Origin of the sequence: Vreelandella songnenensis, assembly GCF_003002925.1 — a bacterium.
Taxonomy (GTDB): domain Bacteria; phylum Pseudomonadota; class Gammaproteobacteria; order Pseudomonadales; family Halomonadaceae; genus Vreelandella; species Vreelandella songnenensis.
This window is the reverse complement of sequence record NZ_PVTK01000008.1, coordinates 183,147-205,341: the sequence shown is the minus strand read 5'-3', so window position 1 is coordinate 205,341 and position 22,195 is coordinate 183,147. Positions and strand designations below refer to the sequence as shown.

Here is a 22,195-nt window from a genome sequence, read left to right as displayed (position 1 = left end):
TCGCCGGTGGCGTCTTCCAGGGTGACGGAGACAGTCGGCGCCTGGGCGTCGATCGTGCCGTTAGCTGTCGACGTGTTGGTGTTGCCCGCCGGGTCGGTGACCGTGGCGGTGAGGCTGACCGCAGTGTCAGTGGCGTTGAGGTCGGTGACCGTGACGCTGACACCGTTATCCAGATCGGCCTGAGTGACCGGGCGGTTGACCAGCTCGTTGCCCTTGCCGTCGACCACCACCAGGGTGTCGCCCACCTGAGTACCTTCACCCAGCGTGACCGTAGCATTCACGCCGTCGCGGATCTCGTCGGCGCTGTAGATATCGCCAGTGGCACTATCTAGGACCACATCGACCGTTGGCATAGTGTCATCGTCGACGTCTGCGTCGGCATCTGCATCAGCATCAGCATCAGCGTCCGCATCTGCATCGGCGTCAGCGTCAGCATCTGCATCAGCGTCCGCATCGGCATCGGCGTCTGCATCCGCATCCGCATCCGCATCAGCGTCCGCATCTGCATCTGCATCTGCATCCGCATCAGCGTCAGAATCTGCATCCGCGTCGGCATCTGCATCGGCGTCCGAGTCAGCATCCGCATCAGCGTCCGCATCCGCATCCGCATCAGAATCTGCATCCGCGTCTGCATCTGCATCTGCATCGGCGTCTGCATCCGCATCAGCGTCCGCGTCCGCATCTGCGTCGGCATCTGCATCCGCGTCTGCATCGGCGTCTGCATCTGCATCTGCATCCGCATCTGCGTCTGCATCTGCATCGGCGTCCGCGTCCGCGTCTGCATCAGCATCCGCGTCAGCATCTGCATCAGCGTCTGCATCCGAGTCAGCGTCCGCATCGGCGTCCGCATCGGCATCGGCATCGGCATCGGCATCGGCATCGGCATCGGCATCGGCATCCGCGTCAGCATCCGCATCTGCATCAGCATCAGCGTCAGCGTCTGCATCAGCATCAGCGTCTGCATCGGCATCCGCATCGGCATCTGCATCTGCGTCGGCATCTGCATCGGCATCCGTATCATCTATTTCATTGGCGACTGCTGCCGCGCCGTTATCGAACTCCACAAACTCTGCAGACTCCAAACCACCGTCAGTATCAAAACTTTGCTGGCCGGTTTCTTCTGCGATGCGAGCAACACGCACGAAGCTACTGCCACCGCCGCCACCGCCGGCTGCGCCACCTGCAGCAGTTGCATCCAGCAGTTCAAGCAGATCGCCTTCATTATCAAGGGCCGCGAGTAGCGCTTCTAAATCTTCATCTTGAACGCTGGCATCTGTAGCTACAATTGCGTCAACATCCAGTTCAGGCGTCACATCAACTTGTTGGCCACCTTCAACAACGTTTATGCCTGTTCCGTCTGCAAAATCTAATTCGACACGACCATCGGCTGAGGTAATCAGCGTTTCACCTTCTTGAAGCACGTCGCCAATTTGCAGCTCGCGTAAGTTTCCGTCTTCATCACGCGCCCACGCTTGACCCGAAATAGCGATAACCGTTGCCGATGCCATGTGTCGTTCTCCAACCACCGTTGAATTAATAAGACCGCCGCTGAGATGAGAGCTAATGAAGGTAAATGGCTATTAGCGGCATTTTGCAGCAAGGCTAACCTTAATCAAGACGGTTTAATATTGTACTGGTGGACAGTAGGACCATACACCTAAGAAACACATGCCGTGGTGTTGCTCACTTAATCGCTTGCCTTGGCCATCTCATAGGCTTTTATGAGTCCAGCCATCATATTGAGTGCACCAACATCGTTATCTGCACGACAACGCTGACAAAATTCGTGCGCTCGTGCAGCTAATGCGGCGTAATGGGACGCGATGACGGGGGTGTCAAACTGAGCCCATGCTTGCTGAGCACTCAGGTGGTCCCACTGGCTGCTGATCATTTCAAGTATTTCGGTCTGAAGTCTTGCCGATAGCGGCCAATATGCTCCGACCGTGTCATATACCCAGCCATGCCAGTCCACCAGTACTGTATGACCGCCGATATCTGCCATGCGTGCACTGTTCAGATTATCTAACGTTTTACACTTAGGAATTTTTTCCACCTCAGACAGCATCAGAGGCCACAACCGCATGAAATGCTCAATCTGAAAGCTTTGTTTGTCTTGTTCGGTCAGGTAGGCGAAATGCGAAGCTTCAACGTTTTTCATGCGTTCGGGCAAAGAGGCAAAGGTTGCCGAGTATTGAGCTATAAGGCTGTCAGACAAGGGAATATGAAGCAGGCATTGACGTATTTGACTCATCCAAGGCTTGCGCTCCTCTGAGTTCTTCCATTGAGGAAGCTCATTTCCAATGTGCAGCAACACAAAAGAACACCATGACCAATGACCGCTTTTCAGCAAAACGGGTACGGTGGGAAGCGCGCCATGGCAATATCCACTTAGCTCATTGAGAAGCGCCGTTTCATGAAGTGCTTCATTTTCACGGGCAGATACGTAGCATTTGAGCAGGATATAACGTGACGCACCGCTATCATGCGCATCACGAATTAATACATGCGCCACTCCCCGCCCATTTAGAAAACGGCACTGCAGAATCTCAGGGACGTGTTGGCAATGTCCATTTTCGATGAGCCACGGTAATAACCATTGCCTGAGGGTCGCTTGTTCAAATCGACCTATGAAATTGCTGACTGAAAAAAGTGAGATCTGCCGAGAACGAGGCAAAAGCAGCATATTAATCTGTCGCACATGTTTAATGATACTTAAAAAGCTAACCAGCCCATTAACACTTGCTGCCATTAGCTGGCGCATCGCCAAAAGTAGGATAAATAGTGTAAAAAGCGGACGCATTGTACCGTTAATATTGTCCAGCACGATGATCAAGAAACCTAGAACAAAGCTGATATTGATTACCGTAAGAACATTGCCTTGTAATATTTCTTGAAGCTTCTGTACTCGCTCAAGGCGATAATAAATCGTCACCGTCATGATCAAGCCCGATATGCATATAATGGCTAACAAGGCTAAAAGCGGATGCAAAAGAACAAGTACTAAACAGAATAACGACGCTATGACGACGGATGACAAGGTACCTATCACCACTCCCAATACACGCTTACCAAGCAACCGATGATTGGGGACCAGCCGAGTCTTATTCAAATTCCTTAATATCGTTACAGAAAAGCGAGCGATGGCTTTTTTAGTTGACCACTTGGAAAGGGAATAAGTAACAAAACATAGAAGCGCCAAGAATGCCAACAACATTAGTTTTTCGTTATGAGCGCTTACAGGTAGCCAGCCATCAATACGGCTTTGGCCTGTTATTAGCACTTGAAGCAATTGCCAAGGAATGATCAAGCTTGCTAATAGCATTACTTGGCTAATGATTTGCATCAATAGAATGATAGCTACGCGCCAACGAAATGGCCATACTACTTCGCTTGCCAGGGCTGCTACTAAATCGCGAACCTGATAGCCTTGAGTCTTACTCGATTCGCTGAGAAAGGTGAACTTGCTCATCGGTCAATCAAGGGCTCAAGAAGATGCATAAACGCACGTAATTCTTCAGGCTGTTCGGCTAACGGCATGTAATCTAAAACGGCCTGATACACGGCAGACAAGATAACCTCATTATGGCGTAAGTTGCGCTGTTCTGCCTCTGCCCAACCATATACTGGCCATTGTTCTTGATTAGCCAGCACCTTCCCGGCTTCATCAAGCGAAGAAAACAGTAATGGTAAAAACTCACTTCCATACAAGTGAGTAGCGTTCACAACTTGACTACCATCCTGATAATGCTTTTCTTTAAGTATATCAGGGATAGATATACTTCCCTCAGAGTCCAGCAGATAGAACAATCGCTGCCAGAATGATGCTGTTTCGTAGCTTTCTTGCATCATCAACGTTAAAGCTTCGTTATTGGCTGGCAAAGGATTTCCCTCTTGTATGTCTCCTCTCAATAGTGACTCTACCCAACGTGCTAATCCTTCATGTACCCAGCCCTGCTTGAACATCATATGGGCATTCTGATAAAGATGAAAAAGCTCATGTGCAGGCGTGACATTTTGCGCTGCCTTCACTCCTCCTCCCAAGGCCATGCGAATATGGCAACTTGGTGAGGTATTACTATTCACGACTTCGTCATAAGCCTGGCCGCCTCGTATTTGGTCACCTCGCAAAATCACCATGATGAAGTTTGCACGCTGATAGCGCGGCATGCGCAGCGGAGGGGTTAAACCTAATACGTCACGATAAAGAGCATCGGCAACTGCCAATTGAAGCGCCATGTCACTTTGTCGGGCCTGATTCAGTATCATACGTTGATCAGTAGTATCGATATAAAAGACGATATCGTCAGGACCTTGAATATCTAACTCGTTTGGCAATACTTCAAGCGCTCTATCGCGTGACAAATTGTGGCACTCACCCGCCTCAGGCGGTGATTGAGCAATCGCGGACGATAATCCGATCATCACGGAAAAAATTATTAATAGAGCACAGCGCCAGCAACCTAAGTTCAGTAATTTGGCTCTTGTCATGATATTGCCAGCCGCCGTCATTTAAGATTGGATATTACCATTCGACTTTTTACACTTAATTTTTCTGAAATAGAAATATAATTCCAATGGCTTATGCATTAAAAAGACCATGTAACCCAATGCCATGAGAGGCTTTTACAAGTACGCAATCCTGTGGCAACAGGTGATTACGCAGCGCTGCCTTTAGCGTTTTAACGTTCTCAAAATGAAACACCCCGGCGTCTTCCCCTCCTAGGAGGGAGGCCAAGGGTTGGCAGTGCTGCCCGCAAAGCAGTATTCGCCTCGCCGACTGCGCCGCTAAAATAGGCACAAGCTCCTGGTGGAGTGAATCGGCCTCATGCCCGAGCTCAAGCATATCGCCAAGAATCAAAACCTTGCGATTACCTTCCCCACTAAGTGCCGAAAAAGATTCAAGTGCCATACGCATGGATAGAGGGTTAGCATTGTAAGACTCATCGCATAGCGTGATTGGTATCCCATGGTAATCAATTACTTTTATCTCACCTCTTCCCGTTACTGCTTGAAAAGATGTCAAACGAGCCATAACGGTGTCCAAAGGCAAGTGGTCATGTCTGGCTATTGCCAATACCGCCATTGCGTTCAGCACCATATGGCGCCCCGCAGCTGCCAACCTCAGCTCATACGCAACACCGTCGAATTGGATACGTGCAGTATTGTTTACAAACCTCAACATACGTATGTCAGCGTCAGGATGCTCTCCAAAACTGACCACCTTTAGATGATGATCCCTTGCTTGTTCGGCAAGGTAACCATACTGCGGCATATCGCGATAGAGAATAGCTACGCCACCTAGAGGCATCCCATGAAAGATAAGCGCTTTTTTGCGAGCAATTTCATCTAAAGTATGGTGATAGATTAAATGCGATGCAGCAATGTTAGTGATCACCGCGACATCAGGACGAGCAAGTTCAGTATTATGAATCATGGAGCCGATAGCCATTTCGACAACCCAATACTGAGCATCTTGAGGCATACAAGCAATGTTCCAGGCTATTCCAATCGGTAAGTTGGCACTACCTTGCGTTTGCCCTACTTTCCCCGTATGACCCAGCGCATGCGCCAGCATGGCGACTAACGTAGTCTTACCTGCACTACCGGTTATACCGACAACTCGCCCAGCGTAACAGCGTCGCTGCCAGCGTCCGATGGCCAGTGTCGCGGCACGCACATCATTTACCTGCAATACCGGCACACTCATACCCCGGTATGTTTCAGCGTCATCGCAAAGCACGGCAGAAGCGCCTCTGCTTACCAGTGCTTTAACTGCTGCAGGCGGCAAAAAGCCTTTGCTCATTTCCTTGCCCCGTGCAACCACAATCTGCCCAGGCTGAAAAGAGGTTGGCCAGCGGCATACTCCACTTGCCTCCCATTGCTTAGGGGGCAGTGATAACCACTTCCCCCCCGTTGCCGCAACGATCGCCGTCGCATCGAGTTTTTTTTCTACCCTTTGCCTGAAAGGCATATGGTGTGGCTCATGGAGCATTCGCTGATACGCAACCAGCCCTGACAAGTAATGCTCTACATCGTCAATTCTTACTCGAAAGCCGTGATGACGAATAAAAAAGCCATCTGCAATGGTCGCAGGCGCCTTGAAGTACATGGCGACTTCCGGCCAGAAGAAACCGTTGAGGAGATAATTCGCTCTACTATGTAGCGCTTGGTAAAATGCATCGATATCAAGATCGTTCAGCACATCGCTGAAAGCTGGATATTTTTGCAATTCGCACAGTGTTTCATGAAACGCCATCGATAGTTCGAGTAGCGTTGGGAAAGTGGTAATTCGCTCGCGGATAAAGTCGATGTAGCCTGTGATATTACGCACCGCAAACGCGAAATATTGGCGTTCAGGGCGATGCCGGACTAGTTCATTCGAGCAGTAAGCGAGCCAATGATCATGTGCTTGTTCATGACCATTGGCGATAAAGTAGTCGAATGCGTTGACAACACAGTCCAACCAGCGGCTATCACGGGTTTGATCATAAAGTCGCATCAAGGCAAAAGCGGCTTCGCCATCATAATAAATGATCCGAGTTTTTTCTTTGAGCGATAAATCAGCCGCATTAAGTACATGTACAAAGCTGCCATCAACCTCCTGCATCCTTGTAATTCCAAGTGCCAGCGACTCCGCCAGAGCGGTATAACGTTCGTCTCCTATCACCTGGCGATACTTCACTAGTGCTAGAATGGCAACGGCGTTCGCTCCTAACTTAATGATATCGCCGGTATCCACTACATAGGCTGCGCCTTCTCGCTGAATTACAAAGCGAGAAGATAAGTAGGTTAATGCCGAAGAAATCTGCTCACGCAAGCGCCCAAGCTGATCTTCACTCAAAAGGCCCTGTTGCGCGCAAGCTTCATATCCTTCCAGCAGTGCATAGGTACTGCTGGCGTGGCGCAATACATTGTAGGTATTAATTCGCCGATCAAAGCAGGGAAAGTAGCCATATACATAACGACCATCCTTTTCTACCTGTTTACCCAAGAAACGAGTCGAGCGTGCAATCAAGTCTCCTGTGGTTTCAGCTGTTAAAGGCGATACCTCTCGACGCCCCCAACTTCTCGGCTGAGTGTTCAGGGTATGTATATTGACTGCTCCGCTCCTGACATCGATAAACACGCCGGCTGTGGAAAAACTCCACACTGGCATGCTATCGGTAAAGTCAGGCATCTGACTTGAACCGTGACGCGCTTTTATATAACGCTCCAGATGCGCCTGATGAACGTCGGCATGCGCCACCTGAGGGCCTGGGTATAAACAGGCGTTAGCGTTAAGCTCCATTTCCGTCAGCAAAAGCCGGGGAGTACGTTTGCCAGCCATGGCCAAGCCGTTACGAAAATAGTTGCGTTTATAGCGTTTTATATCTTTTTTGAGAGCCTGCCAGTGCCACTCGCGCACTGCAAATGGCCACTCCAGGCGACACCACACGACAGGATGAGAAAACTTTCCCTCGAGCTTTTGCAAAACTTGTTTCAAAGCGGGAAGCAATGCTGACCAATTGCCTGTTTGCAAGTCGTTTATATCTACTTGAACTGAGCCTACTCGGGCACGCTCATAGCCATCACTTACTGAAATAAGCATGACTTGAGCAAATTCTGGAAGCTGCGAATGCTTGCTTAACCATATGGGCAGTACGGTATTACCCATATCAGTCAACGCCTGTGCAACGCTAACGGTACAACTACACTCTTTCAGTAGCTTTGAGTTCAGCCTGCTTGAGCAGTGAGAACATTGATATGTAAACTCTTCATCGTCAGGCATCAAGCGGCTCAACCGTAGGGCAGTTTAGGTGGCAAAAGCGTAGCCGAGAAAAAGTATTTCGCATCTCTATCAAGCATTGATTTAAAGACGTACCGGGAAACGCTCACTTACAGGTGCTAGCTTAATCATTAGCTGAAGTCGGTCACGCACAACCAGCTTCTTGAAAATTGCGCTTAAATGGGCTTTAACTGTCCGCTCCGTAATATCCAGCTGACGTGCAACTTCCTTATTCGTCGCTCCTCGTACTACTGCTAAAGCAACGCCTCTTTCACGCTCAGTCAATAAAGCAAGATATTCATTTTGCTGAAACGGTTTTCCTTGGCTGCGCTGTTGTAACGCTGCAAATGAGCCGCCCAGCACCTTGGCCAAAAGTTCTTGACCAACCCATATTCCCTGATTGGATACTACCAGGGCGACCTGTCTAAGCACGTCCGGCGCAGCCAGAGTATGTACATAACCTCGCGCGCCAAGATCCAATGCCTGAAGCGCCTCCTGATCATTTGGCGTGTAGCTTAGCACTACGGCAATGGCGCCTTCCGCCACAAGCAGCGGTACTAAATGAGGCCAGCTTTCAATCGTCGTGGGAAGCCATACCAAATCATTAGGCTGAACTACGGGTAGAACCGCTTCAAAAGATACGGACCTGGCAGTTTCAAACGCAGTTTCCCAACGCGATTTCAGGTCGCCGTCTGTTGTAACAAACCAATTTGCCATTAGCGCTCCCCCATTGAATCACGCCATGCTCTTAACACAGGCTTGAGCATAAACTGCATTACCGTTCTCTTTCCCGTCACGATATCGACTTGCGCGGTCATCCCGGGAATGACCTGAAGCCGCTCGGCGACGTTTTCATTTTCCAGGCTACGCACCCGCACCAGATAGAAGGTGTTGTTATCATCGTCGGTGATGGTATCGGCACTTATATGTTCAAGCTCGGCCTGCAGCCCGCCGTAAATGGCGTAGTCGTAGGCGGTCAGCTTGATAGTGGCGGCCTGCCCCGGGTGTAGAAATGCAATATCCTGCGGGGCGATTCGTGCCTCTACCAATAGCTGGTCGTCGCTTGGCACAATCTCGACCACTTCCTGACCGGGCTGGGCAACCCCGCCGATGGTGTTGATATGGATGCGCTGTACCACGCCGTCGACAGGTGAACGTATTTCGGTAAGCCGCACGCGGTCCTGAAGCCCGGTACCCGACTGCTGGAGGGCGTTCAGGTCGCCTATGGCCTGGGCCAGGTCGTTGCGCCATTCGCTTCTGCGCTCGGCACTTAGCTCCCGAAGCTGCGTTTCGGCTTCCTCTACAGCCGCTTCTAGACGAGAAACCGCCGCATCCGCCTGGCTCCGCTCACCGCTGGCTGCAGACACCTGACGCTGCAAGCGCAGTATTTCAACTTCCGACACTGCACCTGAAGCGAGCAGCGGGCGAGTCAGGTTAAGCTCCTGGCTTGCCATATTGACTTCACGCTGAGCGGTATCGCGGCGCGCAACCGCCTCGCGCAGCTCTTCCTGACGCTGCCGGATACGGTCACCCAGCACATTGCTCTGCTCGCGCAGCTCTTCACGCCGGCTTTCGTAGGCTTCTCGCTCTTGCAGGATGATATCCGGCACTTCCTGGCGCAGCTCTTCAGAAGGTTCGAAGTCGGTATCGGTAGCCAGCGCCCGAAGCCGCTCGGCGCGCGCCTGAAGGGCAAAGCGCTGCGCACGGTTCTCACGAAAGTCGGACACAAAACGCGTAGGATCGATTTGCATCAGCACATCGCCTGCGCTCACAATCTGGCCTTCACGCACCATGATCTGCTCGACCACCCCGCCATCAAAGGACTGGATACGCTGCAGCTGGCTTGCCGGTATGACCCGGCCAGCGCCCCGAGTAACTTCATCAATGGACGCAAAGTAGGCCCACACCAGCAGGGCAATCAGCGTGATCAAGACGGTATACAGAAAAAGCCGGGCACGGATGGGCTCTTGCTGCATGCGCGCCCAGTCGGTGTCGCTTGCCCAGTCGCGGTTTAGATGGGCAGATGTTACGCGCCGGGCGAACAGGCGGTCCATGAACGGGCGAAACGGTTTCTGGCCTTTTTCGGAAAACCGGCCGATGGCATCAAAGCCTTTCTGCTCCGCCGTCGATGAGGACTTGCGAGCCATTACGATGCCCTCCCTATCTGACCGTTGCGCAACGCTTCCACCACCGTATCACGCGGGCCATCGGCAACCACTCTGCCAGCGTCCATGACGATGATGCGATCAACCAGAGACAGCAGCGACGTACGGTGAGTCACGACCAGCACCGTCTTGCCTTCGGCAACCTTGGTAAGGTTGGCCTTGAAAGCCTCTTCGCTGGCGTTATCCATTGAGCTGGTAGGCTCATCAAGCAGCAGTATGGAAGGGTCTTGCACCAACGCCCGCGCGATGGCGACCGACTGCTTCTGGCCACCGGACAGCGCTTGGCCTCGCTCACCGACCTGTAGATCGATACCGCTGGGATGCCCGTTCACCAGCGACTCAAGCCCGGCAATCTGCAACGCCCGCAGCAGCTCATCATCGTCTACATGATCGCTCCCGCCGCCGGCAACGATGTTGTCGCGCAGCGAACCGGCAAACAGGCTGACATCCTGCGGTACGTAGCCAATATGGCGACGAAGCTCAAGAGGATCCAACTGACGGATATCAACATCATCCAGCAAAATAGAGCCCGAGGTAGGCTGATAAAAGCCGAGGATCAGCTTATTCAGCGAGGATTTACCACAGCCGATTCGCCCCAGCAGGGCAATCTTCTCGCCTGCCTTGATCGAAATGGAGACTTCCCTGAGCGCTTCGCGCTCTTCGTCAGGGTAGCGCAGGGTGACTTTTTCCAGCCGAATATTGCCGGCTACGCTGGGCTTTTCAACATAAGCCTTGCCTTCGTGGCGCTCGACGCGCTTATCCATCACCTTGTTCAACGACTCGAGCGCCGTGGAAGACTGGTGGTACTGGGCAAGCAGCGCAGCCGCCTGACTGATTGGTGCCATGGCCCGAGATGACAGCATATAGGCAGCAATCAGGCCGCCTTGAGTCAGGTTGCCTTCGATGATCTGGTACACACCCACGATGATGACACACACGGCAACACTGCTCTGAGACCACTGCGCCACGCTGGAAACGGAAGTACTGACGTGTTTCAACTGAGCCCCGGTGCGCGACAGAAAGGCTGACGCTTTCTCCCAGTGGCGCTGAATACGGCTCTCAGCGCGCAGCGCTTTTACCGTTTCCAGTTGTGAAATGGACTCGACGAGTAACGCATTGCGCTTGGCGCCTACCTCCCAGGTCGTCTGCGAAAGCTCGTGTAGCTTGCCTTGGGCCGCCAATGCGTAGAGGAGTATAAACACGATGCCTGCCAGTACGGGCAGTACCAGCCAAGGGTTGATCAGCGCGATAATGGCAGCAAACAGCAGCACGAAGGGCAAGTCGACAATGCCTAGAATGGTGGCCGAGCCGATAAAGGCGCGCACCGATTCAAACGATTGCAGCGTTGAGGTAAAGGAGCCCGTCGAGGCGGGCCGGTCTTCAAGACGCAAGCCCAGCGACTTGGCCATGATGGCTGACGACAGCTTCACATCCGCCCGGCTGGCCGCCAGATCGACAAATCCCGAGCGCATGAGGCGCAGCGCCAGATCAAAACAGATGACGATGAAAACGCCAATTGCCAGCACCCACAGCGTTTCCGTTGCCTGGTTAGGCACCACCCGGTCGTACACGTTGAGCACGAACAGTGGCATTGCCAAGGCAAACAGGTTTACCGCCACCGAGCCCAACACGATATCGCGATACAGTCGGCGGTTTTCGCGAATCACACCCCAGAACCAGTGCTGGTCGCGCTGTTTTTTTACGCCAGGCTCGGATGTATTATCCGCTCTGAATTTGGGCCGCACGTAAATGGCCTCACCACTGTAGCCCGCGTGCAGCTCATCGAGCGGTACTTCAACAGCGGCATCAGAAAGCTCAGGAAAAATAACCTGAGCCTTCTGGGTTTTCAGATCCAGCGCCAGCAGCACGCAGGCACGCCCTGGTTCCAGCAGTAGAATGGCTGGAAACAGCGCAGGGTTGAGTGCCGACAGACGGCTTTTCACGATACGCGCCGTCAACCCGGCGCGCGCTGCCGCCCGGCCAAATACAGAAGGAATCAGCCTCCCCTCTTCCAAGGGCAGGCCGGCTATCAAGGCTTCACTCGACACTTCATGCTGATGAAACGTGGCAACGGCTTTGAGACACACCAAAAGCTCATCGTTGACTTTCTGCTTGCCACCGGGCAAGGGTCTGGATATTTCCAGCTTGCTTTGCGTCACAAAGACCTCATTACATTAGCAATCGTGTACGTGAGCAATCGTGTCGTGAAATATTGCCCATGACTGGCAGCTCTTTCACGCAAGTCCTGTACGATCAGAACAACCTGACCGAGCCGCACCTCTAAATAACAGCGCGGCTCGTTAATAGTATCGACAGGATAAGCGTTTAATTAATAGCCAGTCGTAAAGTCTTGCAGCGTAAAGCCCTGCGGGCCGTCGTTTGCACAGATCTGGCCTGGGGTCATCGACGGGTCTTCGTAACCAAGCTCGGCAAGGCTTGGAATATCGTCGCGCGCTACTTCAAGGGTTTGCATCAATTGCCCCATTGACGCCAGCGTACGCGCTTCGGCAAGGGTGCGGTCGAACTCGGCATTGGCATAGGCGCGACTGGCCTCGAAATATTCGTTTTCGCTATCCAGAACGTCCAGCAGCGTGCGCTGACCGATATCGAACTGCTGCTGATAGGCACCGCGCACCCGGTCGATCGACTGGCGGTGTTCGTTCAGGTAATTGAGCTGTTCGGTTAACCGCTGGGTGTCGTTATAGGCGATCTGGGTGGTTTGACGAACATTGGTGCAGGCAACTTCGCGCTGATTGATGGCCTGCTCGATACGCGTGGCGGCGGCATCAAACGCCGCACGGTCACTGCCACCACGGTACAGGTTCATGCTCGCTACCAGCTGGATGCTGTGCTCATCGCTGCGCCCAGCCAAGGAGTTATCCTGGTTATTGGTACCGGTACGGCCTTGAATGTCCAGACGTGGCATATAGGACGCCCGGGCACCACTCTGCTCGGCGCGTTGTACCTCGATGTTTTCCATCGCGGCATAGAAGTCCGGATTGCCTTGAAAAGCCATTTCCACCGCGGCATTCACGCTGGGCGGCAATTGACTGGTCAAAGAAGGTGCCGGCGCCATGTTCTGCGCGGGCAGCGTTCCTACAATACGCTGATAGCGTGCGGTGACATCATGCAGATTGGATGCTTCCGACATCAGATTGGATTCTGCCAGTGCCAAACGGCCGCTGATCTGCTCAAGGTCCACCCCACGGCCCGCCCCCGAGCGTGCCCGCTCCTCGATCTGTGAAAATACCCGCTGATGCTGGCGGTAGTTGTCCTGAGCCAGACGAACCAGCTCACGATAACGCAGCACGTCAAGATAGGTGCGAAACGCTTCCAGAGCGGTGTCTTCACTGGCGCCCAGCAACTCGAAGTAGGCGATCAGGCGCGTATGATCCAGACGCTCCACTTCGCTGCGCGTGGCAAAACCGTCGAACACCATTTGCGTCAGGGTCAGCTCGGCAAAATCGCTGCTATAGCTGCCCTGCCCGTCGTTCTGCTGATCCTGGATACCCACGCCACCTCTTACATCGATGGTGGGCAGGTAGTTACCCTTGGCCGCTCTGACATCGCTACCGGAAGCGTTGAAATTGGCCCAGGCGGCGTTGACTTCAGGATTACTGACAATCGTTTGTTGAATGGTGCTGGGGAGATCAGTAGCGCCCGGCGCATAAAGGCTGGCGGGCAGAGACTGAGCCAGGGCCGATAGCGGCAGACAGGCAAGGGTGGCGAAGGTCAGCGGCTGAATAGCAGTATTCAAGAAAGTCTTTTTTAATTTTACTTTCATATTCCGGTTCATCGAGAGAGATCCCTAGTGCATATAATAGTTAGCTAGCAAAGGAGCCGCTGCTTACACCACCCCATTGCACTTACATAAAGATTAAGTGCTTGGTGTTTTCATCATTGAAACAAATAATATAGCCACTAAACCTAATTATTTATAAGTGTTTTTACTATTTCAGCTAATGAAAACGGCCTAGCAAGTGAGCATATCAGACAAAAGTTACGACCAACTTACAAGATGCAAACAAAAATAAACATAATGGTTAACCCGCCGCGCCAGATTTGGCTTGAAGCTGCTGAACACCCAACCCCGTCAAGATCAACACAAGCCCCACAAAGGTTGAAGACAGTATCGGCTCGCCCACGACAAAATGAAGCAGCAACAATGAAACAGGGGGCGATAGGAAAATAAGATTCGAGACCTTGGCCGTTCGCGATACTTTATGAACCGCCAACTGCCATAAAACGAAAGCAATGCCCATTTCGAACAGACCAACATAGACCCCAGCCCCGAAAGCTGTCCAGCTATGCCATTGAAAACCTGGGCCAATCAGCAATAAAACCGTCAAGACCGGCAAGCCAACCGTAAAATTCTGCCACTGCCCCACCAGCGGCTGGCGCGTGTCCCGCGCGTTCAGAAGCCAATAAAGCGCCCATAGAAGCGTTGAAGAAAGCGCAAGCATCACGCCAAGCGGGTCGGCGAATGAGACGTTCAGCACCGCGCCTCGTGTGGCGATAACCCAAACCCCTGCATAAGCTACCAACCCGGCGATGACATCCACACGGGTCAAGCGCTGGCCAAGCAGTGGTACGGCCAGAAACGCCATGGCCAGCGCCCAGGTGTAGTTCAGCGCCATGGCCTCCTGGCCTGGCAGACGGTCGTACGCGGCAAACAGCACCAGATAATAGGCTACCGGGTTCATCACACCGGCCCAAAGCGCCGTTTTCCACCCTTGGTTCAGCGCTTGTCTCATGTTGCCCTGACGAATGACCAATCCGCCCATCAGCAGCCAGGAAACCAGGGCGGCCAGCCACATCAGCTCAAGGGGGCTCATGAAGCTCAACCCCACCTTGAAGGCGGTAGCAACGGTTGACCATAAGGCCACCGCCCCCAATCCATACATGATGGCCTGACGATCCTGATTCATCGATCAACGTGCCCCAGGTCACGATCAGGCGCTATCCGGTCTCGAACGCGCTGTTTCAGCACCTTGCTGTCCGGGAAACCACCATCCCGCTTGCGCTCCCAGAGCAGCGTTTCATCACACCAGATTTCAAAGGTGCCGCCGTGAGAGGGCGCAAGCGCTACCTCATCGAGACTTTCTCCGAAAGTTGAAAGCAGCTCCTGGGCATACCAGGCGCTGCGCAAGAGCCATTGGCACTGCGTGCAGTAGCGAATCTGAATTCGTGACACGTCGGGATTCCTTATTCCTATAATGTGGCATTCTATTCAGGCATTTTGTCATCCAAGGACAGTTACCGCCAAGGAGCCCCAATGGCCGAACACCATATTTCCCAGTCCCGCCTTTTTGAATGGCTGACCGGCGATGAAGATAGCCGCTTATGCGACGACATTCCCGAAGGCGCCTGTACAGAGCAGCCGCGCAACTTTTTCCTTCACCTCTGGGCCTCGCTGGGTAACAAGTTGGCCGATGAGCTTTCCAGCGCGCGCCTGGTACTACCCTGGCTGATGGGAATTATTGGAGCACCGGTGTGGATGGTTGGCCTTTTGGTTCCCATCCGTGAAGCAGGCGCCCTGCTGCCCCAGGTATTTGTAGCGGGTTTCATTCGCCTCAAACCCAAGCGCAAGGGTGTATGGGTAATGGGCGCAATACTACAGGCACTTGCCGCCTTCGCCCTGGCCGGACTTGCGCTGACGGGTAGCGGCAGCCTAGGCGGTGCCGCCGTGCTGGTGATATTGATACTGCTGTCTCTGGCACGCGGGCTCTCCTCGATCGCCAGCAAGGATGTCATGGGCAAAACCATTGCCAAGCGCAAGCGCGGCACCCTCATGGGCTGGAGCGGCAGCGTCGCCGGCGGCGCCACGCTGGTCGCCGGCGGCGTATTGATGCTGCTGGGGGATCAACCGGGAAACCTGGCCTTGGCTGTCCTGCTGGGTATTGCCGGTTTGAGCTGGCTTCTCAACGCGCTGAGCGCTGCCCGTATCAAGGAAGTTGCCGGCGCGGTGGAAGGCGGTGAAAACGCCTGGGACAGCATCAAGCTTGGGCTTTCGCTGCTAAAGGAAGATCGCAACTTTCTGCATTTTAACGTCGCCCGCGCCCTGCTGCTTTCAAGCGCCTTGGCGCTGCCCTATATTGCCCTGCTGGGTCAGCAGCAAAGCGGTTCGGATTTAGGAGGCCTAGGCCTTCTGGTCGTGGTGTCAGGTTTAGCCGCCCTGGTGGCAAGCCCTATCTGGGGAAAACTGGCCGATCAGTCAAGCCGTCAGGTAATGCGCAATGCCGCAACCGGTACCGTGCTGTGCTGCCTGCTGGGCGCGAGTTTTGCCTGGCTGCCCGGCGAATGGACGCAAAGCGTCTGGCCCTATGCGCTGGTGTATGGGCTATTGGTCATCGTGCATCACGGTGTTCGCCTGGGGCGTAAAACCTACGTGGTGGATATGGCCACTCAGGATAACCGGGCGTTGTATGTCGCGCTTTCCAATACCATCACGGGCGTTTTAATGCTGCTCGTAGGCGGCGTGATCGGCGGGCTGGCCCAATGGCTGGGAAGCGCTGCGCTGCTGATACTTTTGGCCGTAACGGCAACAGGTGCGTGGTTTAGCGCCCACAAGCTTCCCGAAGTGGAATGACAATCTTGATTGCAAAGCGCCGCAACGCTCGCCATGATGGGCGATAAATAGCGGCGATGTGCTGAGCTTTTGCTATTCTACGAGTGATAAGTGATTTGAAATGCCGCTTAGCTCCAGCGCTGATACACAGCGCCATGGCTACGGAAGAACCAAGGCAGCAACAGGAATCCTTAGATGAAACGATCTCCCCTGATCAGCCCCGAACTACTTGAACGCATCGTTGACGCTTCCGAAGATGGCATTGTGGTTGCCGAGCAGGAAGGCGATGAAAATATCCTCATCTACGTCAATAAAGGGTTTGAGCGCCTTACCGGCTATAGCGCAGATGAAATTCTTTATCGCGATTGCCGATTTCTGCAAAACGATGATCGTGATCAGGAAGCATTGAATGCTATCCGCGAAGCGCTGAAGGATTCGCGACCCTGCCGTGAAGTTCTGCGCAACTATCGCAAGGATGGCTCCATGTTCTGGAACGAGCTTTCCATGACGCCGGTTTTCGATGAGTCAGAAAACCTGATGTATTTCATCGGCGTGCAGAAAGATGTCACTGATCGAGTAGAGGCCCAGCTTGCGCTTGCAGAGCTGCAGGACAGCGATGAGCTGAAACGCAAGGCCCATATTCTCTAAAAGCACTAGAAAGTCTTGACCTTCAACCCCACTAGCGGTATATAGCGGCTAGGCGCTAATACAGCGTTTGGCGCTTCCTCTCATTGAGAAGCCGTTGTGATGCCGGTACGCCGGCTTGGGTTGGAGGGCATACCATGAGCCGTGACCCCTTAAATCGTGAAAACTACTCGGCCGAAAGCCTGGAAGCCGATGAGTTCGAAAACCTCGACGCTGTCAATGATGATCAGTTTGGCAAGCACAAACCCAGCAAGGCCGATACGCTGCGCGCTCGACGTCAGGTAGAAGCCTGGCTTGAAGAGCGGCGCCTTCAGCGTGACATCGAAGATGACTGGGACGCTTGACCCGACACTCTGATTGCGCACTCAGTTTAAAGGGGGCAGCGAACTTGTCTGCCTCTCGCGACTTGAATTCCTGTAATTGAGCTATTACCCCTAAACATGCCCTTGCATGTTTTATGCAGGGGCTGCAACGCTTGGCTCTCCCCTTCTGGCCTTTCCAGGCGTAGCGCACTATCATTTGAGCCCTACTCCAGCACACTGCTGTCGTTATTCATCAACCTAACGGATTTCCATGGCGCAATACGTATTCACCATGAATCGGGTTGGCAAAGTTGTGCCGCCCAAGAAACAAATTCTCAAGGATATCTCGCTTTCGTTTTTCCCGGGCGCCAAGATTGGCGTGCTGGGTCTGAACGGGGCCGGTAAATCCACACTGCTGCGTATCATGGCCGGTGTCGATAAAGAGTTTGAAGGTGAAGCTCGTCCGATGCCGGGTATCAACGTGGGTTACCTTCCCCAGGAGCCGCAGCTCGACGACGAGAAAAACGTTCGCGATACCGTCGAAGAGGCACTGGGCGCTATCAAGGAAGCCCAGGAGAAGCTGGACGCGGTTTACGCCGCTTACGCCGAGCCCGATGCCGACTTCGATGCCCTGGCCAGCGAGCAGGCCCGCCTTGAGAACATTATCGAAGCTGCCGATGCGCATAACCTCGAGCGCAAGCTTGAAGTAGCGGCTGAAGCGCTGCGCCTGCCACCGTGGGATGCCAAGGTTGGCAACCTTTCCGGAGGCGAGCGCCGCCGTGTAGCGCTTTGCCGGTTACTTCTTTCAAGCCCGGACATGCTGCTGCTCGATGAGCCTACCAACCACCTGGACGCTGAGTCGGTGGCCTGGCTTGAGCGCTTTTTGCATGACTATAACGGCACCGTGGTCGCCATTACTCACGACCGTTACTTCCTGGATAACGTGGCAGGCTGGATTCTGGAACTTGACCGCGGCCAGGGCATTCCCTTTGAAGGCAACTACTCCCAGTGGCTGGAGCAGAAAGAGCAGCGCCTGACTCAGGAAGCCAAGCAGGAAGCCTCGCGTCAAAAGGCCATCAAGCAGGAGCTTGAGTGGGTACGCAGCAACGCCAAAGGCCGTCAGGCCAAGAGCAAGGCGCGCCTTAACCGCTTTGAAGAAATGCAGTCCGGTGACTTCCAGAAGCGTAACGAGACCAACGAGATCTACATTCCGCCTGGTCCGCGTCTGGGCGACAAGGTGATTGAATTCCACAACGTCACCAAGCGCTTTGACGACAAGCTGCTTTATCAGGACCTCTCCTTCACCATTCCGCAAGGTGCAATTGTCGGTATCGTGGGCGGTAACGGGGCGGGTAAATCAACGCTGTTCAAGCTGGTCACGGGTAAGGAACAGCCCGATGAAGGCAGCGTGGTCATCGGTGATACCGTGGATATCGCCTACGTCGAGCAGTTGCGTGATGCGCTGGATGACAAGCAGACCGTATGGCAGGCGGTGTCCGGCGAGCAGGATATTCTCAATATCAACGGCTACGAAGTCTCTTCGCGTGCCTACGTAGGTCGCTTCAACTTCAAGGGTAACGACCAGCAGAAACGCCTGGATGAGCTGTCTGGCGGTGAGCGCGGGCGTTTGCAGCTTGCCCAGACCCTCAAGCAGGGGGCTAACGTACTGCTGCTGGATGAGCCCTCGAATGACCTGGATATTGAAACCCTGCGCGCACTGGAAGAAGCCCTGCTGGCATTCCCCGGCTGCGCGGTGGTGATCTCTCACGACCGCTGGTTCCTTGACCGGATTGCCACGCATATCCTGGCATTTGAAGGCGAGTCTGAAGTGGTCTTCTTCGATGGCAACTACACCGAATACGAAGAAGATCATAAAAAGCGGGTCGGCAACGATACGCCCAAGCGGATGAAGTACAAGCGCATTGATGCGTAATGCTTGATAAGCTCAGCATGCAAAAAGCCCCGCAAGGGGCTTTTTGTTTATCTGGGTTACTTGTCTGTCACGACAAACCCGAGCCTACTGAGCGCTCTTGCTAGCGGCGCCTGCCGGTAAACAGTGACACGATAAACAGAACCAAGAACAGCACAAACAGGATCTGGGCAATCGTCGAGGCGACGCCCGCAATGCCTGAAAACCCCAGCACACCTGCCACTATTGCAATAATCAAGAAAAGCATCGCATTGCCTAGCATCGTCTTTCTCCTTCTCCCTGGTGACGCTTTTAACTAAAAAAAGCGTACGTTACCTTACGTACGATCTGCTTCGACACTACTTAGCTTTGGTGATAAGCCGCTATTCGTCAAGAAAACCTAGAAGTAGTAAGCCCCCTTGGTGACCCCTTGAGCGATAAAGCGCATGATCCACTTCACCGGCCCAAGAAAGCGCATGCCGCCGGACTCGATGGCCAGGTGCGCCTGATGCGCTTCATCAGAGGCCATTTGGCGCAACAGCGCGTGCGAGCGCTGATCATCTACAATAAGCTGTGTCTGCTGGTCTTCATAGTGCTTGCCGGCAAGCTCTCGCGTGGCGGCGACCATCCCCAGGCTAAGACGGTCGCTCGCCAGGCCTGAGGCGGCCCCTACGCCGAAAGCGGTGGCATAGAAAAGCGGCGTAAAGCAGCTGGTACGGCTGTTCAACTGCATTAGCCGAGCGTCGCACCAGGCCATATGATCAAACGCTTCCGCGGCGGACTGCTCCATCTGGGAGCGTGCATGGGGCAGCGCTGCGGTGGCGCTCTGCCCCTGATAAAGCGCCTGATTGGCAACACTGATGACATGATTGACACGCATCAGCCCCGCCGTATGGCGTCGCTGATGGCCGTCAAACGCCATCTCTTCAAGTTTGCTTGCCGGGTCATTACGCTGAGGCTTGGCCGCATGAGGGGCCAGCGAGCGCAACGCGGCATCGAACTGCTGAATCAAACCATCAGACCGACTAAGTTGGCGCTTCATGGCGTACTCCGCATAACGGCTAACAGGTGATAGTCGCTACAAATAGTAAAAGGGCAATCGGCAGCTGCTTATCCGGCAGGCCAGGTAAAGTCACGGCCGCCCAGCAAGTGCATATGGATATGGTAGACCGTCTGCCCGCCTCTTTCGTTGCAATTCATCACTACCCGGTAGCCATCCTCGGCAAAGCCTTGCTGCTTGGCAAGCTGGGCGGCGGTGAACTGCAGACGGCCGATCAGGGCAAGGTCATCCTGTGCGATATCATTGAGGGTGGCGATGTGCTTCTTGGGAATGATCAGCTGGTGCGTGGGCGCCGTCGGACTGATGTCGTTGAAGGCCAGCACATGGTCATCTTCATAGACGATATCCGCCGGAATCTCGCGGTTGATGATCTTGCAGAATAGACACTCCATACCCACTCCTTGTTGTCGTCACGTTGACGGTGCATGAAAAGAACCGTCAGCGTAGAACCTTAGCGAAAGCGGCGCTGCGCCAGCAAGTGGCGTACCAGCGGCGCCAGAATAAGCTCCATGGCAAGCGACATGCGCGCCCCTGGTACCACAAGGGTATGCGGCCGTGTCATGAAGGCGTCCTTGATCATGGCCAGAAGCCAGGGGAAATCCACGGTCGAGGGGTCGCGAAAGCGAATGACCACGAACGACTCCGCGTCGGTAGGAATATCCTGCACCTCAAAGGGGTTTGAGGTATCCACCGTGGGCACGCGCTGAAAGTTGATATGCGTGCGCGAGAACTGCGGCTGGATATAGCGCACGTAGTCATTCATGCGGCCCAGAATCGTGTCGATCACCGCTTCCTGAGAGTAGCCGCGCAGCTTGGTATCACGATCGATCTTCTGGATCCACTCCAGGTTCATGGTGGGCGCCACCCCCACCAGCAGATCGACATGGCGGGCAATATCATACTCCTGCGTCACCAGGCCGCCGTGCAGACCTTCGTAGAAGAGCAGATCGGTACCACACGGCAGCGACTGCCACTCCGTAAAGGTGCCGATGCGGTAGCCCGCTTCGATCTTCTGCTTGTCCTCGGCGTGGATGTAGTGCCGGAACGTGCCCGTGCCGTGCTCTCCGTACTCGTTGAACAGCCCTTCAAGCCGGTCAAGAAGGTTTGCCTCGACCGCAAAGTGGGAAAGCTCGTCCTTGCGCTCGGGCTCCTCGCGAAAGATTCGATGCAGATCATCGCGGGTATAGCGATGAAACGCATCGCCATCCACCACGGCGGCATGTACGTCTTCTCGCAGGAACATGCGCTCGAAACTGCGCCGTACGGTGGTGGTACCCGCGCCGGAGGAGCCCGTCACGGCAATGATCGGATACTCCCGCGACATTAAGCGCCCCTCGCGTTGGCCAGCGCCTGACACACCGGCTCAGGCACGGTGACGGGTTTGCCTGTTTTCGTATCGATGAGCAGTTGATTCACTCGGGCGGTGGCCACCACGCGCTCGTCATCGCGCGTAACAACGCGCTGATACACGGCCAGCGCCTTGCCCACAGGCGCCGGCACTGCCGTTTCGATGATCAGCGCATCCGGAAAGCGCGCCTCGCTTTGATACTGCACGGCCAGATCCGCCACAATGCTTGGATAGCCCGCCATGTCCCACTCGGCCAACTCCAGGGCAGCAAAGGCCTGCACGCGCGCCTCGTGCAATAGCGACACCAGCGCATCATGGCCCAGATGCCGGCCGTAATTCATGTCGGTCACCCGCACCGTCAGGGGATGACGATGAATAATCGCTTCAGCGGGGAAATCCAGCTTTACACGTTCCATGCCTGTATCCTTTCGAT

19 protein-coding genes are annotated in these 22,195 nt (G+C 54.1%); 4 read left to right on the top strand and 15 right to left on the bottom strand.

The genetic code is table 11. The features are described 5' to 3' along the window. The 10 genes from B0H98_RS13835 to B0H98_RS13790 all read right to left on the bottom strand — a co-directional run. A partial coding sequence (locus tag B0H98_RS13835) for a retention module-containing protein (RefSeq protein WP_146130259.1) occupies positions 1-1,508 on the bottom strand: 1,508 nt, incomplete at its 3' end. A gap of 179 nt (positions 1,509-1,687) precedes the next feature. Next, a complete protein-coding gene (locus tag B0H98_RS13830; protein ID WP_106375646.1) occupies positions 1,688-3,469 on the bottom strand; it encodes a hypothetical protein in 1,782 nt (593 codons plus the stop codon). After that, the gene (locus B0H98_RS13825) at positions 3,466-4,488 is read right to left on the bottom strand and encodes a hypothetical protein (protein WP_106375655.1); all 1,023 of its coding nucleotides are present in this window, start codon (positions 4,486-4,488) and stop codon (positions 3,466-3,468) included. Before B0H98_RS13825 ends, B0H98_RS13830 begins: the two co-directional genes overlap by 4 nt. Positions 4,489-4,579: 91 nt before the next feature. Then, a complete protein-coding gene (locus B0H98_RS13820) occupies positions 4,580-7,654 on the bottom strand; it encodes a Mur ligase family protein (protein WP_244183171.1) in 3,075 nt (1,024 codons plus the stop codon). 195 nt (positions 7,655-7,849) lie between these two features. After that, positions 7,850-8,482, bottom strand: a complete 633-nt coding sequence (locus B0H98_RS13815) for a response regulator transcription factor (protein WP_106375644.1) — start codon at positions 8,480-8,482, stop codon at positions 7,850-7,852. Next, a complete protein-coding gene (locus tag B0H98_RS13810) occupies positions 8,482-9,912 on the bottom strand; it encodes an HlyD family type I secretion periplasmic adaptor subunit (protein WP_106375643.1) in 1,431 nt (476 codons plus the stop codon). Before B0H98_RS13810 ends, B0H98_RS13815 begins: the two co-directional genes overlap by 1 nt. Then, positions 9,912-12,089 (bottom strand): type I secretion system permease/ATPase, encoded by a 2,178-nt coding sequence (locus B0H98_RS13805; RefSeq protein ID WP_106375642.1) that lies wholly within the window; start codon positions 12,087-12,089, stop codon positions 9,912-9,914. Before B0H98_RS13805 ends, B0H98_RS13810 begins: the two co-directional genes overlap by 1 nt. Before the next feature lie 170 nt (positions 12,090-12,259). Then, positions 12,260-13,687, bottom strand: coding sequence for a TolC family outer membrane protein (locus B0H98_RS13800; RefSeq protein ID WP_244183169.1), 1,428 nt, complete (start codon positions 13,685-13,687; stop codon positions 12,260-12,262). A gap of 286 nt (positions 13,688-13,973) precedes the next feature. Beyond that, entirely contained in the window at positions 13,974-14,858 is an 885-nt protein-coding gene (locus tag B0H98_RS13795; RefSeq protein ID WP_106375640.1) for a DMT family transporter, read from the bottom strand. After that, on the bottom strand, positions 14,855-15,124 hold the full coding sequence (locus B0H98_RS13790) for an Rdx family protein (protein WP_106375639.1): 270 nt from the start codon (positions 15,122-15,124) through the stop codon (positions 14,855-14,857). The genes B0H98_RS13795 and B0H98_RS13790 overlap by 4 nt, the downstream gene beginning before the upstream one ends. 81 nt (positions 15,125-15,205) lie before the next feature. Between B0H98_RS13790 and B0H98_RS13785 the strand changes: the two genes are divergently transcribed. From B0H98_RS13785 to ettA, 4 genes are all read left to right on the top strand, one after another. Continuing rightward, positions 15,206-16,519 (top strand): MFS transporter, encoded by a 1,314-nt coding sequence (locus B0H98_RS13785; protein ID WP_106375638.1) that lies wholly within the window; start codon positions 15,206-15,208, stop codon positions 16,517-16,519. Positions 16,520-16,693: 174 nt separating this feature from the next. Beyond that, the gene (locus B0H98_RS13780) at positions 16,694-17,146 is read left to right on the top strand and encodes a PAS domain-containing protein (RefSeq protein WP_106375637.1); all 453 of its coding nucleotides are present in this window, start codon (positions 16,694-16,696) and stop codon (positions 17,144-17,146) included. 134 nt (positions 17,147-17,280) lie between these two features. After that, complete coding sequence (locus B0H98_RS13775; RefSeq protein WP_106375636.1) at positions 17,281-17,487, top strand: PA3496 family putative envelope integrity protein; 207 nt, start codon at positions 17,281-17,283, stop codon at positions 17,485-17,487. 229 nt (positions 17,488-17,716) lie between these two features. Beyond that, positions 17,717-19,378: an energy-dependent translational throttle protein EttA gene (gene ettA / locus B0H98_RS13770; RefSeq protein ID WP_106375635.1), complete on the top strand. Its 1,662-nt coding sequence runs from the start codon at positions 17,717-17,719 to the stop codon at positions 19,376-19,378. Between the two features lie 100 nt (positions 19,379-19,478). On the opposite strand, the gene B0H98_RS13765 is transcribed toward ettA, so the two are convergent. From B0H98_RS13765 to B0H98_RS13745, 5 genes are all read right to left on the bottom strand, one after another. Continuing rightward, complete coding sequence (locus B0H98_RS13765; protein WP_106375634.1) at positions 19,479-19,637, bottom strand: DUF1328 domain-containing protein; 159 nt, start codon at positions 19,635-19,637, stop codon at positions 19,479-19,481. A gap of 117 nt (positions 19,638-19,754) precedes the next feature. Continuing rightward, the gene (gene coq7, locus B0H98_RS13760) at positions 19,755-20,396 is read right to left on the bottom strand and encodes a 2-polyprenyl-3-methyl-6-methoxy-1,4-benzoquinone monooxygenase (RefSeq protein WP_106375633.1); all 642 of its coding nucleotides are present in this window, start codon (positions 20,394-20,396) and stop codon (positions 19,755-19,757) included. 68 nt (positions 20,397-20,464) lie between these two features. Then, complete coding sequence (locus B0H98_RS13755; protein ID WP_106375632.1) at positions 20,465-20,806, bottom strand: histidine triad nucleotide-binding protein; 342 nt, start codon at positions 20,804-20,806, stop codon at positions 20,465-20,467. Positions 20,807-20,865: 59 nt separating this feature from the next. Further along, the gene (locus B0H98_RS13750) at positions 20,866-21,738 is read right to left on the bottom strand and encodes a phosphoribulokinase (protein ID WP_106375631.1); all 873 of its coding nucleotides are present in this window, start codon (positions 21,736-21,738) and stop codon (positions 20,866-20,868) included. Continuing rightward, positions 21,738-22,178, bottom strand: a complete 441-nt coding sequence (locus B0H98_RS13745; protein ID WP_106375630.1) for an acyl-CoA thioesterase — start codon at positions 22,176-22,178, stop codon at positions 21,738-21,740. Before B0H98_RS13745 ends, B0H98_RS13750 begins: the two co-directional genes overlap by 1 nt. Positions 22,179-22,195 lie beyond the last annotated feature (17 nt).